This window comes from Candidatus Eisenbacteria bacterium (assembly GCA_020847735.1).
Lineage (GTDB): Bacteria > Eisenbacteria > RBG-16-71-46 > RBG-16-71-46 > RBG-16-71-46 > CAIXRL01.
Map to the genome: position 1 here is coordinate 1 of JADLBL010000005.1, position 15,808 is coordinate 15,808.

Here is a 15,808-nt window from a genome sequence, read left to right on the forward strand (position 1 = left end):
CCCGCGAATCGCTGCGTCGCAGGGCTGGCCAGCTTCCTCGACGTGTCACCGACACGACTGCGTCGCTGGCCAGCCCTGCTCCTTGCGCTTCACGGGCATCCGTCACTCTCGGCTCACGGTTCATGAACAGGTCGGGCCAGGAATTGCGGCGGGCGCGCCGCGCTTGACCGCGCCGCGGGGTGTTGGCAGGTTGGGACGTGCCGCTCCCCGCGCGTTCAGGGATGAACCGTCCACAAGGGAGATCTTCGTGAAGAAGTCCTTCGTGCTCTTCGTCGCCCTCGCCGTGGCAGGGACGCTGGCGGCGGCCGGCGCCCGCGCCCAGGCGTTCGGCCAGTATTCCGGCGCCACCACGCTCGGCATGAACACGCGCCTGTTCGGCGCCTACGGCTCGTTCACTCGCAGCGAGTCCGAGTTGCTCGCGCAGCTGCGGCTCAGCTTCTATCCGAACGTGGACTTCGGTTTCCAGGGCGGGCTCTCGCGGGTCAGCGTGCTCGACCGCTCGCGCACCTCGATCAAGGTCGGCGGCGACTTCAAGGGCATGGTCGTCCACCGCGGCGACGCGGCGCCCTTCGACCTGTCGCTCGGCGCCGCCCTCGGGGTCAGTTCCGCCGAGGACTTCAACCTGCTCAGCATCGGGCCCCAGGCGGTGGCGAGCCGCACGTTCGGCAGCCCCGGGCGTGCCAACGTGACGCCCTATGTGGGAGCGTTGCTGCTCTTCACGCGCAGCGATCTCAACAACGCCAACGACACCGACGTCTCGGTGCCCCTGCGTTTCGGCGCCGAGTACGCTCCGAACCCGGACATCCGGCTGGTGCTCGAGCTCGGCGTGGCGGTCAGCGACCGCATCAACGACGATCTCAAGTTGACCGTGGGGGCCAACTTCCCGTTCTGAGCCGGCGGCACCGCCAGGGCCACCGCGTGGGCCGATCGCCGCGTGGTTCACAAGCGATTGCCATGCATGGCCTTGCCGCATCAGGTTTCGGTCCTTGTGACGCCTTTTGGCCAGTGCTAGCCTCTCGCCCCTCGCGAAGGCCGGCTCGTGCCGGCCACGCGCGAGACCTCTCGGCATGACCGGCAAAACAATACAAAATAACAAGTTACATGGCTGGCGCGCCATTGGCTGCCATGCCGTGGTGGTGCCGAGCATCGCCATCCCGGCCCCCGTGTGGATAACCTGTGGAGGACACACCTATCGACGACACTCAAACCTCTTGTTCGCTTGGCTTTCCATAGTTTCAGTTCAATGTGAGTAGTTCCCGCTTCAGGTTTCCACAACCGCCCCCTCCCCAAGGCCCGCGACCGCGATTGAACGCCGTTCTCGCCGCCTCGAACCCTGTGGAGAAAGCTTCAAACCATTTCTGCAAGGACCGTGGATATGGCCGTCCCGCCAGTGCAACCGGAGGAGCGGACGCGTCTCTGGGAGCAGGTCCTCCTGTCTGTCAGGTCAAGGCTCGTCAGTCACCAGGCGTTCGAAACCTGGATCAGGCCGATCGTGGCCCGCGAGCTCACGCCCCAGCTGGTCGATCTCGAAGTCCCCAACGCGTTCTTCGTGGACTGGATCCACGAACACCACCTCTCGACCCTGCGTGTCGCCCTGCATGAAGTCCTGGGCACGACGCCCCGCGTGCGCTTCACTCCACGCGAACTCGTCGCCCCCGCGCCACCCGCCCCCGCCAGGCCCGCGTCGGCCTCGCCGGCGCCGGGCGGGGCGAACGCGGCCGCACACGCGAACCGTCCGTGGGCCGAGAACCCACTCAACCCCCGCCTGACCTTCGAGTCGTTCGTCGTCGGCGGGAGCAACCGCTTCACCCACGCGGCCTGCCGCGCGGTCGCCGAACGGCCGGGCGAGGTCTACAACCCGCTGTTCATCTACGGCGGCTCGGGCCTGGGCAAGACGCACCTGCTGCACGCCGTGGGGCACGCGGTGAAGAACGCCCGTCCTGAAGCGCGCGTCCAGTACGTGCCGGCCGAGCGCTTCACGAACGAGATGATCTTCGCGATCCAGCGCGGCCAGACGCTGACGTTCCGGAACCGCTACCGGAACATCGACGTGCTGCTCCTCGACGACGTTCAGTTCCTCGCCGGCAAGGAGAGCACCCAGGAGGAGTTCTTCTACACGTTCAACGCGCTCCGCGACGCGCACAAGCAGATCGTCGTGTCCGCCGACAAGGCGCCTCGCGACATCGGCCATCTCGAGGAGCGCCTGATCTCGCGCTTCAACCAGGGGCTCGTCGCCGACCTCCAGCAACCGGATCTCGAGACCCGAATCGCCATCCTGCGGAACCGCTGCGAGCAGGAGGGCGCGGGGGTCCGCCTGCAGGACGACGTGCTGCTGCTGCTCGCCGACCGCGTCCGGGGCAACGTGCGCGAACTGGAAGGCTGCCTCGTGCGGCTGTTCGCCTGGGCGTCGCTCGTGAAGCAGGAAATCACGCTCGATCTGGCCGAGGAGGTTCTGGGCCAGTACGTCGGGGTCGAGCCCGACCACCTGCAGCCCGAGCGCATCCTGACCGCCGTGGGGGAGAAGTTCGGGGTGAAGGGCGAGGCGCTGGTCGGCAAGCGCCGAACGCAGGCGGTCGCGTTGCCGCGGCAGGTGGCGATGTACCTGATGCGCCAGCTCACCGACCTCTCGCTCGCCGAGATCGGGCGGGCGTTCGGGGGCCGGGACCACACGACCGTCATCTACGCGTGCGAGAAGATCGCGGACCGGATCAACACCGAGGACGCCTTTCGCGAGAAGGTCAACGGCCTGATTTCCACGCTCGCCTCGGGATGAGCGGTGAGTAACCTGTGGACGGCTGGGGAGAACGGCTCCCGGGTCGGAAGTGCGTCGGAGGGCGGCCGGTTTGTCGTGGAAAGCGCGGCGCTTGTCCACGGCCTGCCGGATCGCCCGAAGACCTTGACCACAAGGCGCTTGGCGCGGTCCTCGTGCCGATCTCCACAAACTCCACGGCGCCTACTACTACTAGGTTTCTAATTACTTGAAAAAACAAGTAGTTAGAAGCCTTTCCCTGGGCTTGAAATCGCTTGCAGCCCCGGTATTCGCTGCCTATGATGCAGCCGCCTTCCTCCAAGCCCCTTCGCGCGGCCCGACTCGCGACGGCGGAAGCTGCGGAACGACATGAAGTTCCTACTTGTCAGGGAGTGACCGAATGGACCTCACCATCCAGCAGGGCGATCTGGTTTTTGCCGTCGGTCGGGCCCTTGGATCGGTTCAGCAGCGAAGCACCCAGCCCATCCTGAACTGCGTCCTCCTGGAAGCCGACAAGAACGGCCTGCGCGTGACGGGGACCGACATGGACGTGACCACCTCCGTCCTCGTGCCCTGCACGGTTCGCTCCCCCGGGCGTTCGGCGGTCGTCGCGCGGCACTTCCACGAGGTGGTTCGCAAGATGCCCAAGGGTGCCGTCACGCTCACGCAATCGGGCAACCAGTGCGAGGTGAAGTACGGCGACGGCAAGGGCTGGTCGCGATTCCCGATCCAGGCGCCGGACGAGTTTCCCCGCGTACCCGAGCTCAAGGGCGGCACGACCCTCACGCTCGAAGGCGACGCGCTCGCCCGAATGGTCGAGCGTACCGCCTACGCGACCTCGGACGAGCCGGCCCGCCCGCAGCTCAATGGCGTATTCGTCCACGGCGGCGACCAGCACATCGCCTTCGTGGCGACCGACGGCCACCGTCTCGCGAGGAGCACGCGCGACGGATCGTTCGGAGAGCTGTCGAAGGAAGGAGTCATCGTGCCGGCGCGCGTGTTCGCGACGGTCAGCAAGTTCGCACAGGAGGCGACGAGCCCCGTCGAGATGCGCGTCGCCGACGGCCGGAACCACGCGGGCTTCTCGACGCAGGTCGGCGAGTACCACGTTCAGGTGTTCGCGCGGTTGATCGAGGGTCCGTACCCGAACTACGAACAGGTGATCCCGAAGGACAATCCCCGCGAACTCGTGGTTTCGCGAGGCGACCTCATCGAGGCGGTGGACATCGTCGCGTCGCACGCGGACACCAGCACACAGCAGATTCGATTCTCGCTCCGGGACGGCAAGTTCTCCGTGTCGTCTGCGACCGCCGATTTCGGAGCCGGCGAGCAGAGCGTCGAGGCCGAGTACAAGGGCGAGGACATGGAAATCGGGTACAACGCCAAGTACCTGCTCCAGATCCTTCGCAGCATTCCGACCGAGCGCGTGGTGGTTCGCCTCAAGACCGCGCTGTCCGCCGGCATCCTCGAGCCGGTGGGCGCGCCGCCGCAGGCGGACGAGAAGCTGCTGTGCCTGATCATGCCCCTGCGGCTTCCGGACGCGGCGGGATGAGCATGAAGCCGGTGGCGGCGATCGTCGCGGACGTGCTGCGGAATCTCCGTTTGGACGAGACCGCGGCGGGCTGGAGCGTCGTCGAGCAGTGGCCGGTGCTGGCGGGAGAGAGGATCGCGCGCCGGACGCGCGCGGTCGGTTATCGGGACGGCGTCATGACGATCGAGGTCGAAGGATCGGCCTGGATGCACGAGCTCGGCTTCCTCAAGCGAGAGCTCGTGGAGCGAGCGAACCAGTCCGCGGGCGCGAAGGTCGTGCGCGAGGTGCGGTTCGTTGCGGCACGCGGAGGGATCCGGCGTTGAGGACACAGGAAGGAGACGCGACGTTGACGGAAGACCGAAAGGGCCATCACTACGACGCGACCAGCATCACCGTCCTCGAGGGACTCGAGGCGGTCCGCAAGCGCCCCGCCATGTACATCGGCGACATCGGCGCGCGGGGGCTTCACCACCTGATCTGGGAAGTCGTGGACAATGCCGTGGACGAGGCCCTCGCCGGCTTCTGCACCGAAATCTCGGTGACGATCGAGAAGGACGGGAGCGTGACCGTGCGCGACAACGGCCGCGGCATCCCCACCGATCTGCACGCGACCACCGGCAAGCCCGCGCTCGAGGTGGTCATGACCACCCTGCACGCCGGCGGCAAGTTCGACAGCAACTCGTACAAGGTCTCGGGCGGCCTTCACGGCGTCGGCGTCTCGTGCGTGAACGCGCTCTCGGAGTCGTGCCTGGTCGAGGTTCTGCGCGACGGCCGGTTGTACACCCAGGAGTACGAGCGCGGCGCGCCGAAGTACGACATGAAGTCGCGTCCGGCCGAGAAGCGCGAAAAGGGCTCCGGCACGACGGTGCGCTTCAAGCCGGACCACACCATTTTCGAGGTCACCGACTTCCACTACGACACGGTCGTCGTGCGGCTGCGCGAGCTCGCGTTCCTGAACAGCGGCCTGCTGATCGGGCTCAAGGACGAACGGACGGGCAAGGGCGCCGAGTACCAGTACAAGGGCGGCATCGTCGAGTTCATCAAGTTCCTGAACCAGAACAAGGAGGCGCTGCACGCCAAGCCGGTGTTCTTCTCGCGCGAGCGCGACAACGTGTCGGTCGAGGTGGCGTTCCAGTACAACGACAGCTACGCCGAGACGCTGCTGTCGTTCGTGAACAACATCAACACGATCGAGGGCGGCACCCACGTCGGGGGGTTCCGCGCCGCGCTCACTCGGACGCTCACCAACTACGCGAGCCGCGAAGGCCTGACCAAGAACGTCAAGGCCGACATTTCGGGCGAGGACGTGCGCGAGGGGCTCACCGCGGTCATCTCGATCAAGATGCAGAACCCGCAGTTCGAGGGGCAGACCAAGACCAAGCTGGGCAACCACGAGATCAAGGGCGCGGTCGAAAGCGTCGTCGGCGAGGGGCTGCGCGAGTACTTCGAGGAGAACCCGTCCGTCGCCCGCAAGATCGTGGACAAGATGGTCGCGGCCGCGCGGGCCCGCGAGGCCGCGCGCAAGGCGCGCGACCTGGCGCGGCGCAAGACCATCCTCGACGGCGGTTCGTTGCCGGGCAAGCTGGCGGACTGCGCGTGGGACAACCCCGAGGAGTGCGAGCTCTACATCGTCGAGGGCGACTCGGCCGGCGGCAGCGCCAAGCAGGGCCGCGACCGCCGCTTCCAGGCGATCCTGCCGATCCGCGGCAAGATCCTGAACGTCGAGAAGGCGCGCATCGACAAGATCCTCGCCAACGAGGAAATCCGCAGCATCATCACCGCGCTCGGCGCCGGAGTGAAGGACGAGTTCGACATCGCCCGGCTGCGCTATCACCGGATCATCCTGATGGCGGACGCCGACGTGGACGGCGCCCACATCCGCACGCTGCTCCTGACGTTCCTGTTCCGCGAGCTCAAGCCGCTCGTGGACGCGGGCCACGTGTACATCGCGCAGCCCCCGCTGTTCCTCGTCAAGTCGGGCAAGGATGAGATCTACTGCTTCGACGAAAAGGAGCGCGAGGAGGCGATCGCGCGGATCGGAAAGAAGAACGTGCTCGTCCAGCGCTACAAGGGGCTCGGCGAAATGAATCCCGACCAGCTTTGGCGCACGACCATGAACCCCGAGACCCGCACCCTCGTGCGGGTCACCACCGCCGCCGCGGTCGAGGCCGACCGCATCTTCACGATCCTGATGGGCGAACAGGTCGAACCGCGCCGCCAGTTCATCGAGGAAAACGCGCTCTCGGTGCAGAACCTGGACGTCTGATGCGCATTCGACCGCTCCTGCTGGCGGCGCTCCTCGCGGCGGCCGCAGCGCCACGGGCGCGTGCCGCCGTCCCGCTTCCCGAGCTGCTGCTCGCGGGCGGCAGGACGTTCGCCGTCACCGGCCATCCGAGCGATGGCGGCGTGTCGTTCTCGATGGCGGTGATGTGGCCGTTCGCCGAGCGGCTGCGCTTCGGTGTGCAGGCGTACGCGGACGACATCGGCTCCGAGCTCGTCCAGCTGTACGACCCCAACGACGGCACGCCCTTGGGCACCGCGGCGGAATCGCACCGCTGGGCCTGGGGCGCCGCCTGGCGCGCCGACGCGGACGTGTGGCGCCGCGGCCCGTGGGCCGGGGGCGTCTCGGGTGCGTTCGGCGCGTGGCGCGTCGAGGACGATCGCCGCGGCCGGACCTACGCCGCCGGCAGCTCGGTCGGGTTCCGTCTGGGTGCGGACGTGCGGCGCTCGCTCGGGCGCGGCAGGGATCTGGGCGTCGAAATCAACTACCACCGCCTCGACCAGAGCAAGGCGGCCGCCTGGCAACACGTGGGGCGATACGCCTCGGCCGCGATCCAGTTCCGCTGGGCCGGCGGGGGCGACAACGACCGATGATCGCGCGGAGGAGCCGGGGTGCGCAGGATGCGCGCCGGATCGCCGGCGGCCGCGTAACGGGGAGAGGATGACCACATGGCGCTGAACGACCGGTCGAAGATCGTCGAGATGAACATCGAAGACGAGATGAAGACCAGTTACATCAACTACTCGATGTCGGTCATCGTCTCGCGCGCGCTGCCGGACGTCCGCGACGGCCTCAAGCCCTCGCAGCGACGGATTCTGGTCGCGATGAACGACCTGAACCTGGCGCCGGGGCGCGGCTTCCGCAAGTGCGCCAAGATCGCGGGCGACACGTCGGGCAACTACCACCCGCACGGCGAGGGCGTCGTGTACCCGACGCTCGTGCGCCTCGCGCAGGACTGGGTCCTTCGCTATCCGCTCGTGGACGGCCAGGGCAACTTCGGCTCGATCGACGGCGACGCGCCGGCCGCCATGCGCTACACCGAGGCCCGCCTGACCGCGCTGGCGATGGAGATGCTCGCCGACCTCGAAAAGAACACGGTGGACTTCCGGCCGAACTACGACGAGACGCGCGAGGAGCCCACGGTCCTGCCGTCGGTGGTGCCGAACCTGCTCGTCAACGGCTGCTCGGGAATCGCCGTCGGCATGGCGACCGAGGTCCCGCCGCACAACCTGCGAGAGATCTGCGACGCGATCGTCGCGATCATCGACCGGCCCGAGCTGGAGACCGAGGAGCTGCTCAAGATCGTCAGCGGCCCGGACTTTCCGACCGGCGGCATCATCTACGGGACGCAGGGCATCCGCGATTGCTATCGCAGCGGCCGCGGCATCATGAAGGTGCGTGCGCGGGTTCAGGTGGAGGAGGGCAAGGGCGGCCGCATGAGCCTCGTCGCCACCGAGATCCCGTTCCAGGTGAACAAGGGCTCGTTGCTCGAGAAGATCGCCGACATGGTGCGCGACGGGAAGGTCGCCGGCATCAGCGACCTCCGCGACGAGTCCGACCGCGACGGCATGCGCATCGTGATCGAGCTCAAGAAGGACGCGAATCCCAAGGTCGTCCTGAACAACCTGTTCGTCCACACGCCGCTGCAGACCTCGATCGGCGCGATCATGCTCGCGCTGGTGGACAACCGGCCGCAGGTCCTGACGCTGCGTGCCATTCTCGACCAGTACATCCGCCACCGGCGCGAGGTCGTGCGCCGGCGGACGGAGTTCGACCTCGCCGAGGCGGAGCGCCGCGCGCACATCCTCGAGGGTCTCAAGATCGCGCTGGACCACCTCGACGCGGTCATCGCGCTGATCCGCAAGTCGAAGGATCCCGAGACGGCGCGCGAAGGCCTGATGAAGGAGTTCAAGCTCTCGGAGATCCAGGCCAACGCGATCCTCGAGATGCGGCTGCAGCGCCTGACCGGCCTCGAACGCGAGAAGATCGAGAAGGAATATCTCGAGGTCATCCAGCTCATCGAGAAGCTCCGCTCGATCCTGGCCAGCGAGAAGAAGATGCTCGGCATCATCCAGGACGAGGTGCGCCGCCTGCGCGAGAAGTACGGTGACGATCGCCGTACGCAGATCGTGGCGGAAGAGGGCGAGATCAACTACGAGGACACCATCGAGCAGAAGGACATGGTGATCACGATCTCGCACGCGGGCTACATCAAGCGGCAGGAGGTTTCCGCGTACCGGGCGCAGCGCCGCGGCGGCAAGGGCGTGATCGGGGCGCGCACCAAGGACGACGACTTCATCGAGCACCTGTTCGTCGCGAACACGCACGCCTACCTGCTGTTCCTGACGGACCGGGGCCGTTGCTACTGGCTCAAGGTGCACGAGATCGAACAGGCCGGCCGCATGGCCAAGGGCCGCCCGCTGGTGAACCACCTCGAGGGCCTCGGCCGGGACGAGAAGGTCCAGGCGGTCGTGGCGGTCAAGACGTTCGACGACCAGCACTACCTCGTGTGCGCGACGCGCAAGGGCCTCATCAAGAAGACGGTGCTTTCGGCCTACGGCAACGTGCGCAAGGCGGGCATCAACGCGGTGCTGCTCGAGGAGGGCGACGCGCTGATCGAGGCGGTCATCACCGACGGCACGCAGGACGTCATCCTGGCCAAGAAGAAGGGGCTCGCGATCCGCTTCCACGAGAACGAGGTGCGCGCCATGGGCCGGACCGCCTACGGCGTGAAAGCCGTGACGCTCGACGACGAGCAGGACGAGGTCGTGAGCATGGTCGGCGTCAAGCGGCAGGCCACGCTGCTGGCGGTGACCGAGAACGGTTACGGCAAGCGCAGCGAACTGGCCGAATACCGCGTGTCGCACCGCGGAGGCAAGGGCATCATCACGATCAAGACCACCGAACGGAACGGCGACGTGGTCGCGGTGAAGGAGGTCGTGGACGGCGACGAGCTCATGATCATCACCCGCCAGGGCCAGATGATCCGCATGCCGGTCAAGGGGATCTCGGTGCTCGGACGCAACACCCAGGGCGTGCGGCTCGTGAACCTCGCGGAGCCGGCCGAGGGCGAGCTGCTGCCCGACGCGGTGTCGGGCGTGACGCGCGTGGTCTCGGAGGACGACGACAACGGCGGCGACAACGGCGAGAACGCCGCCGCCGGGGACGGACCCGTCGAGGCGTGACGCGCGCATGACGAAGATCTCGGAATCCACGGTCAGCCGCTTGTCGCACTACTACCGCGTCCTCGAGGAGGTCGCGGCGGAGGGCGGCAAGGTCGTCTCGTCGCAGCTGCTCGCCGAGCGCGAAGGCATCACCTCGGCGCAGGTGCGCAAGGACCTGTCCTGCTTCGGTTCGTTCGGACGGCGGGGGCTGGGCTACAGCGTCGAGCATCTGCGTTCCCAAATCCGCGTGATCCTCGGCCTCGACCGACGCTGGCGGGTCGCGGTGGTGGGGGCGGGGCACATCGGCTCGGCGCTGCTCTCGTACCGCGGGTTCGAATCGCAGGGTTTCGACATCGTCGCCGTCTTCGACTCCGACCCGAAGCAGGTCGGTCGCACGGAGGGGGTGCTGACGGTCCGGCACGTGTCGCAACTCTCGGCCGAGGACGCGATCGACATCGGCGTCATCGCGACGCCCGTGCGCGCGGCGCAGGAAGTGGCGGACGCGCTCGCCGCGGCGGGCGTGCGCGGCATCCTCAACTTCGCGCCGCGCAAGCTTCGCGTGCCCGACGAGGTCTGGGTGCGCACGGTGGACATGACGACCGAGTTCGAGAGCCTGTCGTTCGCGCTCTCGCAGCCGCACGTGGCGCGCCGGAGGCGGGCGGCCGGGTGAGCCCGCGGGGCGGCGAGGCCCCCGCGGTCGCGGCCATGGTCGCCGCGACGCTGCTGTGGGGCGGCACCTTCGTCGCGATCCGCGACACCGTCGTTGCGATTCCGCCAGCGATGCTGGTGGGCGCGCGCTTCGCGGCGGCCGCCGCCGTCTTCGCCCTCCTCGTCGCGGCGCGCGGGCGCGCTCCGGCTGCTCGCGACGTGTGGGCGGGCCTGGGCACCGGGGTGCTCATGCTGGGCGGTTACTACTTCCAGGCCGAGGGCCTGCGCTTCACCTCGGCCGGCAGCTCGGCCTTCCTGACCTGCGCCGGAACCCTGCTCGCGGCGTTCCTGGCCTGGCCACTGCTCGGCCAGCGACCCGGAGGCATGCTCATCGCCGGGATCGCGCTGGCGCTTGCGGGCTCGGCGCTGCTGTCGCTGCGGGAAGGCCTGCGCCTTGGGCGGGGGGAACTGCTGACGCTGCTCGGCGCGGCGATCTACGCGCTGCAGGTCGTGGCGCTCGGCCGGTTCGCGCCCGCGGCGGACCCGCTCGTGCTCACGGGCGCCCAGGCGCTGACCGTCGCGCTCGCGCTCGCGCCTTCGGCGCGCGAGGCGCCCGCGGCCTTCGCCGCGCTCGGCACGGAGGGGTGGCTGCGGTTCGGGTATCTCGCGATCGCCGGCAGCATGCTCGCCCCGCTGCTGCAGGTGCTGGCGCAGCGGCGCCTGCCGCCCGGGCGCATCGGGCTGCTGTTCGCGCTCGAGCCGGTGTTCGCCGTCGCCTTCGCGCTCACGATCGGCGCCGAGCGATTCGAGTCCCGCTGGTGGCTGGGCGCCGGACTCATCCTCAGCGCGGTCGTGATGGTGGAGTGGCGCGCGGGCGCTTCAGAATCCCGGCCAGCCAGGCCGTGACGCGGCCGCCCTCGGCGGCATCCGCGCGGAAGAGCGCCGCGCCGTGGCCGGGCATGCGCGAGTCGGCCACGCGCGTCTGCGTGGGCGGCAGTTCGGCGACGATCCGTTCGATCGCCAGGTTCTCGAACACGTTCTCGGGTCCGGACTCGAAGAAGGCCGGCGTGCCGGAGCGCGCGAGCGTCGCGCGCAGCCAGCCGCGTTCGGTCGGCGCGATCTCGGGGCCCGCGAGCAGCACGGCGAGCAGGCGCGGGTCGTCCGCGGAGGCGAGCACCGCGGCCATCGCCGCCGGCCCCACTCCGACCGCGAGCCCGCGGGGCGAGGCGGTCCCAGCCGCCCGCGCGGCGACCGAGAGGGTCACCGACAGGTCGCGGGCGAGCCGGCGCTGCGTGCCGTCCTGCCCGTCGGTGCGCAGCAACGCCGCCGGTTCGGTCGCGGAGGCCGAGCGCCGCACGCCGCGCGGATCGAGCAGGACGACGGCGAGACCGCCACGGCGCAACTGCACGATCAGGCTGTCGCAGGCGACGAGCGCTTCGCCCTCGATGGGCGCCGTCACGACCGCGATCGGCGCTTCGCGGGGGCCCGGCAGATACCAGGCGGCGAGCGCCGCACCGTCCTCAGCCTTCACGGTCAGCAACCTGGCGCCGAGCCCGACGAGCCCGGCGAGCTCGGTCGTGTCCGCACGGAGAATGGCCGACTGCTGCCAGTGGTCGTAGTCGGTGCCGATCGGCCTTCCGACCGAGGCGGCGCGGGCGAGCCGGGTCACTTCGGGATCGCGCCCGCGCGTGTCGGCGACCAGCGGCGAGGCGAGGCGCCAGGCCGCGTCGCCGTCGCCGGCGGCCAGCGCGAGCGGCGCGAAACGCCACGCCCACAGCGGCCGCCGCGCGATGCCGGCGTGCGGACGGAACAGGGGCGAGCGCCGCGCGTCGAGGATGGGCGAAAGTGCGGCGGCGTCGCCGCGCTGGGTGCGGATCCAGGCGTCGCGCAACCTCACCTCGTCCGTGAGCCGGCCCAGGGGCTGGGCGGCGAGCCGGGCCGCGAGCGCCGCGGCGCTGTCGAGATCCCCGGCGGAGCGTCGCGCGATCCTCAGGTCGATCTCCGCGAGCGTCTCCTCGAGGTTTCCGCGCAGCGCGCGCGCACGCCCGAACGCCACGAGCGCGCTGTCGGCGTGGCCCGCCCGCTCCCAGCTGACGCCGGCCCAGTACCACGCCTCGCCGGCGTCGAGCGCGTCGGCGCTCACCGAGTCGGCGTGCGCGAGCAGTCGGGCGCGCAGGTCGGCCGGATCGTCCGCGGCGAACAGCAGGTTCTGAACCGGAGAAGCCGGCTCGGCGGCGGAGAGCGCGGCGCGGAGCAGCCCCACCAGCGCGAGCACGAGGGCGGCGACGAACGTACGCGGGAACGACGGGCGGAACATCAGGCACTCCCTTCGGGACGGACGATGTCGAGGAACAGACGCTCGAGCCGCGAATGCTGCTCGTCGGGCGCGCCCCAGTCGGCGCGTGACAGCGAGCCCGCGACGCGGCCCGCGCGCAACAGCACGACGCGGTCGCACAGCCTCTCGACCGTTTCGGTGACGTGGCTGGAGAACAGGACGGCCGTTCCGCCGCGCGCCAGCGCGCGCAACTCGGCCTTGGCCTCGATGGCCGAGGGGGCGTCGAAACCTTCCAGCGCCTCGTCGCACAGCAGCACGGCGGGCCGGTGCAGTATGGCGGCGAGGAACGAGGTCTTCTTGCGCATCCCGTGCGAGTAGCCGCGCACGGGGTCGTCGAGCCGCTCGTCCATGTCGAGCCGCCGCGCCAGCTCGCGGGCGCGATCGCGGGCCCCGTCGGGCGCGAGCCCGCGCACGGCGGCGACGAAGGCCAGGTGTTCGGCCGAGGAGAGCTCCTCGTGGAACGTCGGCTCCTCGGCGGCGTAGCCGAGCTTCGCACGTGCCGCGAGCGGCTCGGCCCAGACGTCGTGTCCGCCGATCCGCACCGAGCCCGCATCCGGCGGCTGCAGTCCGGCGGCGGCGCGCAGGAGCGTGCTCTTGCCCGCGCCGTTGGCGCCGAGCAACCCGACGATTTCGCCGGCCCGCACGTCGAGCGAGACGTTGTCGAGCGCGAGCCGGTCCCCGTATTCGCGTCGCAGGCCGCGGATCTCGATCATCGCGCCGCCTTCGGACGCCACCAGGCAGGCAGGCGAATCGAGGAATGCGCGACCGCGGCGGCGAGCACGAACCAGCCGAGCAACGGCATCATCAGGCTCGCGACCAGCGCGACGCCGAGCCAGGACAGGTAGACCGACTCGGCCGCGTCCGCCTGCGGAACCAGCGTGAGGGAGCAATGGAGTCCCAGCACGGCGAGCGCGAATCCGATCGCCGCCCACGCCGGAACGAGCACGAGCCGCGCCGCCGGCGGCAGGCCGGCCGCCGCCAGCGCGTTCGCCGCCGCGATCGCCGCCAGCGCCGCGCCCAGCGGCAACGCGCGCGCGCCCCACGCGTCGGCCAGCGAGATCGGCAGCGGCCGGTGCAGGTCCGCGGGCTCGGCGCAGGCGCGCCGGATCGCCCACAGTCCGAGCGAGGCGGAGACGGGCAGGAAGAGCGCGAAGGCCTGCGCGCGGCGCAGCATCGGCTCGGCTCCGTCGAACCAGGCGGCGAGACCCGCGAGCGCCAACACGGCCACGAACGCGAGCCGCACGCGTGAGGGGCCCGGCCTCGCGGAGGCGAGGCGGTCGAGCCGCCGCAGCGCCCGCGCGGGCGTGCCGGCGGCCCAGGTCGCGGGCGCGACGCGCGGTGCGCCGGAGCGGCGGGGCTCCGCGGCGAGCCACGCCGCGTGCGCGGTCAGGCGGCGCTCCGGGGCGCGCGCGGGTCGCGAGAGGCGTCGTGTGAGCGTGGCGGCCGCGCGCGTGGCGAGCGACCAGGCGAACGCGAACGCGACGCCGGACGCGAACAGCCAGCTGGCCGGCAGCAGCCCCAGACCCGCGAGCAGCGCGGCCGCCGCGGGAGGAAGCACGGCGAGCGCGGGCCGGCGGGCCTCGGCGGCAAGATGGGCGGTCATGAGGGCGGGCTCGGCCGGCAGCGCCAGCCACTCGGGGCCGGGCCTGCGATCGAGCATGGCGGCCACGCGTTCGGCCGTGAGCAGCGCCGCGGCGAGCGCGAGCGCCGCCAGCACGACGCCCAGCAACAGCTCCGCGGCCGGCGCGCCGTGGTTGCGACGCAGGCTGTCGAGCGGAATCCGAACGCGCCAGTAGGCGAAGGCCGAGACGATCGCCGTGATCGCGACCACCGTGAGGTGCAGCCGCGCTCCCGCGCCGGCCAGTCGCCGCCGGACGAGCGAACGGCGCAGGTCGCGGAAGGCGCCGGCGGCCGTCACGGGTGAGGGATTTCCGGGCTTCATGGGCGGCGGCGATGGCGGCGCACGGGCCCGTTGCGGCCGGCGCGCGGCGCGGTCATCCTGCGCGCATGAGCTCGCGACCGGCGGTGGTGTGGTCCCGGGGCTACGCGTGCGATCTCGGCACTCATGTCTTTCCGACCGAGAAGTACGGGCTCGTGTACCGCGCCCTGGAGGCTTCGGGCGATCTGCGTGGCGCGGACGCGCTCGAGCCGCCTCCGGCGACGCGCGAACTGCTCGCGCTGGCCCACGAAGCGGCCTACCTCGACGACCTCGAAGCGCTGCGCTGGACCGTGCGAACGATGTATTCCGAGTTGCCGCTCGAGGAGCCGATCGTGCGCGCGTCCGCACTCGCCGCCTCGGGCACCGTGCTCGCCGCGCGCGAAGCGCTGCGTCGCGGGGCGGTGGCGCACGTCGGCGGCGGTTTTCACCACGCGTACGCGGGGCACGCCGAGGGTTTCTGCTACCTCAACGATCTCGCGGTGGCGGCGTGCGCGGTGCGGGCCGAGCGCCTCGTGGAACGCGTCGCGGTGGTGGACCTCGACGTCCACCAGGGCAACGGAACGGCGCATGTCTTTCGCGACGAACCGGAGGTGTTCACGCTCTCGCTGCACCAGACGAACAACTATCCCGAACCCAAGGAGCGGGGCGATCTCGACGTCGGGCTCGCCGACGGCGCGGACGACGCGGCCTACCTGCTCGCGCTCGACCCGGCGCTCGAGCGTGTCTGGGCCCACAAGCCCCAGCTGGTGCTCTACCAGGCAGGGGCCGATCCCTACCGGGACGATCAACTGGGCGGACTCGCGCTCACGTTCGAGGGACTCGAGGCGCGCGACGAGCGGGTGCTGGCCGGATGCGCGTCGCGCGGCATTCCGGTGGTGACGACGCTCGGCGGCGGTTACGCCCGGCAGCGGGACGACACCGTGCGCATTCACGCGGCGACCTGCCGTCGCACGCTGCGACTGTCCTGAGGAGTTCGGGCGCGCGGAAACGTGTCGCCACTCCCCGGAGGGGGCGGGATCGGGAGGAGGAGGGCCGTCTCCCGTTGCGGAAGGAATGGAGGGGGGGTTCCCGTGACTGCGCCCGAGAGGGCGTCACCGGGGCCGGGTGACTCGGACGCCTGCAGCCCCTTCACCGCACGGCCCTCGAGTCCTCGCGCGGAAA

The 15,808-nt window shown here is 70.2% G+C and carries 13 protein-coding genes; 10 read left to right on the plus strand and 3 right to left on the minus strand.

Annotated features, from left to right (window positions below; genetic code table 11):
* Nucleotides 1-247: 247 nt before the first annotated feature.
* The 9 genes from IT347_02380 (at nucleotide 248) to IT347_02420 (ending at nucleotide 11,279) form a co-directional block, all read left to right on the plus strand.
* Nucleotides 248-892 (plus strand): hypothetical protein, encoded by a 645-nt coding sequence (locus IT347_02380; protein ID MCC6348420.1) that lies wholly within the window; start codon nucleotides 248-250, stop codon nucleotides 890-892.
* A 483-nt stretch (nucleotides 893-1,375) separates the two neighbouring features.
* Complete coding sequence (gene dnaA, locus IT347_02385) at nucleotides 1,376-2,773, plus strand: chromosomal replication initiator protein DnaA (GenBank protein ID MCC6348421.1); 1,398 nt, start codon at nucleotides 1,376-1,378, stop codon at nucleotides 2,771-2,773.
* Nucleotides 2,774-3,149: 376 nt separating this feature from the next.
* The gene (gene dnaN / locus IT347_02390) at nucleotides 3,150-4,301 is read left to right on the plus strand and encodes a DNA polymerase III subunit beta (GenBank protein ID MCC6348422.1); all 1,152 of its coding nucleotides are present in this window, start codon (nucleotides 3,150-3,152) and stop codon (nucleotides 4,299-4,301) included.
* Entirely contained in the window at nucleotides 4,298-4,603 is a 306-nt protein-coding gene (locus IT347_02395; protein MCC6348423.1) for a DUF721 domain-containing protein, read from the plus strand. The genes dnaN and IT347_02395 overlap by 4 nt, the downstream gene beginning before the upstream one ends.
* 23 nt (nucleotides 4,604-4,626) lie before the next feature.
* Nucleotides 4,627-6,546: a DNA topoisomerase (ATP-hydrolyzing) subunit B gene (gyrB, locus tag IT347_02400; GenBank protein MCC6348424.1), complete on the plus strand. Its 1,920-nt coding sequence runs from the start codon at nucleotides 4,627-4,629 to the stop codon at nucleotides 6,544-6,546.
* On the plus strand, nucleotides 6,546-7,154 hold the full coding sequence (locus tag IT347_02405) for a hypothetical protein (GenBank protein ID MCC6348425.1): 609 nt from the start codon (nucleotides 6,546-6,548) through the stop codon (nucleotides 7,152-7,154). The genes gyrB and IT347_02405 overlap by 1 nt, the downstream gene beginning before the upstream one ends.
* A gap of 75 nt (nucleotides 7,155-7,229) precedes the next feature.
* Entirely contained in the window at nucleotides 7,230-9,746 is a 2,517-nt protein-coding gene (gene gyrA, locus IT347_02410; protein ID MCC6348426.1) for a DNA gyrase subunit A, read from the plus strand.
* A 7-nt stretch (nucleotides 9,747-9,753) separates the two neighbouring features.
* Entirely contained in the window at nucleotides 9,754-10,395 is a 642-nt protein-coding gene (locus tag IT347_02415; GenBank protein MCC6348427.1) for a redox-sensing transcriptional repressor Rex, read from the plus strand.
* Entirely contained in the window at nucleotides 10,392-11,279 is an 888-nt protein-coding gene (locus IT347_02420; GenBank protein MCC6348428.1) for a DMT family transporter, read from the plus strand. Before IT347_02415 ends, IT347_02420 begins: the two co-directional genes overlap by 4 nt.
* Here the strand turns inward: IT347_02420 and IT347_02425 are convergent.
* From IT347_02425 to IT347_02435, 3 genes are read right to left on the minus strand one after another with little or no spacing between them, the layout of a single operon-like run.
* Nucleotides 11,215-12,690 carry a hypothetical protein gene (locus tag IT347_02425; protein ID MCC6348429.1) on the minus strand — a complete coding sequence of 492 codons (1,476 nt, stop codon included), beginning with the start codon at nucleotides 12,688-12,690 and terminating at the stop codon, nucleotides 11,215-11,217. The genes IT347_02420 and IT347_02425 overlap by 65 nt on opposite strands.
* Nucleotides 12,690-13,421, minus strand: a complete 732-nt coding sequence (locus IT347_02430; protein MCC6348430.1) for an ABC transporter ATP-binding protein — start codon at nucleotides 13,419-13,421, stop codon at nucleotides 12,690-12,692. Before IT347_02430 ends, IT347_02425 begins: the two co-directional genes overlap by 1 nt.
* A complete protein-coding gene (locus IT347_02435) occupies nucleotides 13,418-14,626 on the minus strand; it encodes a hypothetical protein (GenBank protein ID MCC6348431.1) in 1,209 nt (402 codons plus the stop codon). Before IT347_02435 ends, IT347_02430 begins: the two co-directional genes overlap by 4 nt.
* Before the next feature lie 89 nt (nucleotides 14,627-14,715).
* Here IT347_02435 and IT347_02440 point away from each other — a divergent pair, with 89 nt between their 5' ends.
* Complete coding sequence (locus IT347_02440; GenBank protein MCC6348432.1) at nucleotides 14,716-15,615, plus strand: histone deacetylase; 900 nt, start codon at nucleotides 14,716-14,718, stop codon at nucleotides 15,613-15,615.
* Nucleotides 15,616-15,808 lie beyond the last annotated feature (193 nt).

What these genes read in the sequence shown, in the direction of transcription:
- dnaA (MCC6348421.1), top strand. Translation starts at nt 1,376, where the DNA reads ATGGCCGTCCCGCCAGTGCAACCGGAGGAGCGGACGCGTCTCTGGGAG.
- dnaN (MCC6348422.1), top strand. Translation starts at nt 3,150, where the DNA reads ATGGACCTCACCATCCAGCAGGGCGATCTGGTTTTTGCCGTCGGTCGG.
- IT347_02395 (MCC6348423.1), top strand. Translation starts at nt 4,298, where the DNA reads ATGAGCATGAAGCCGGTGGCGGCGATCGTCGCGGACGTGCTGCGGAAT.
- IT347_02405 (MCC6348425.1), top strand. Translation starts at nt 6,546, where the DNA reads ATGCGCATTCGACCGCTCCTGCTGGCGGCGCTCCTCGCGGCGGCCGCA.
- gyrA (MCC6348426.1), top strand. Translation starts at nt 7,230, where the DNA reads ATGGCGCTGAACGACCGGTCGAAGATCGTCGAGATGAACATCGAAGAC.
- IT347_02415 (MCC6348427.1), top strand. Translation starts at nt 9,754, where the DNA reads ATGACGAAGATCTCGGAATCCACGGTCAGCCGCTTGTCGCACTACTAC.
- IT347_02425 (MCC6348429.1), bottom strand. Translation starts at nt 12,690, where the DNA reads ATGTTCCGCCCGTCGTTCCCGCGTACGTTCGTCGCCGCCCTCGTGCTC.
- IT347_02430 (MCC6348430.1), bottom strand. Translation starts at nt 13,421, where the DNA reads ATGATCGAGATCCGCGGCCTGCGACGCGAATACGGGGACCGGCTCGCG.
- IT347_02440 (MCC6348432.1), top strand. Translation starts at nt 14,716, where the DNA reads ATGAGCTCGCGACCGGCGGTGGTGTGGTCCCGGGGCTACGCGTGCGAT.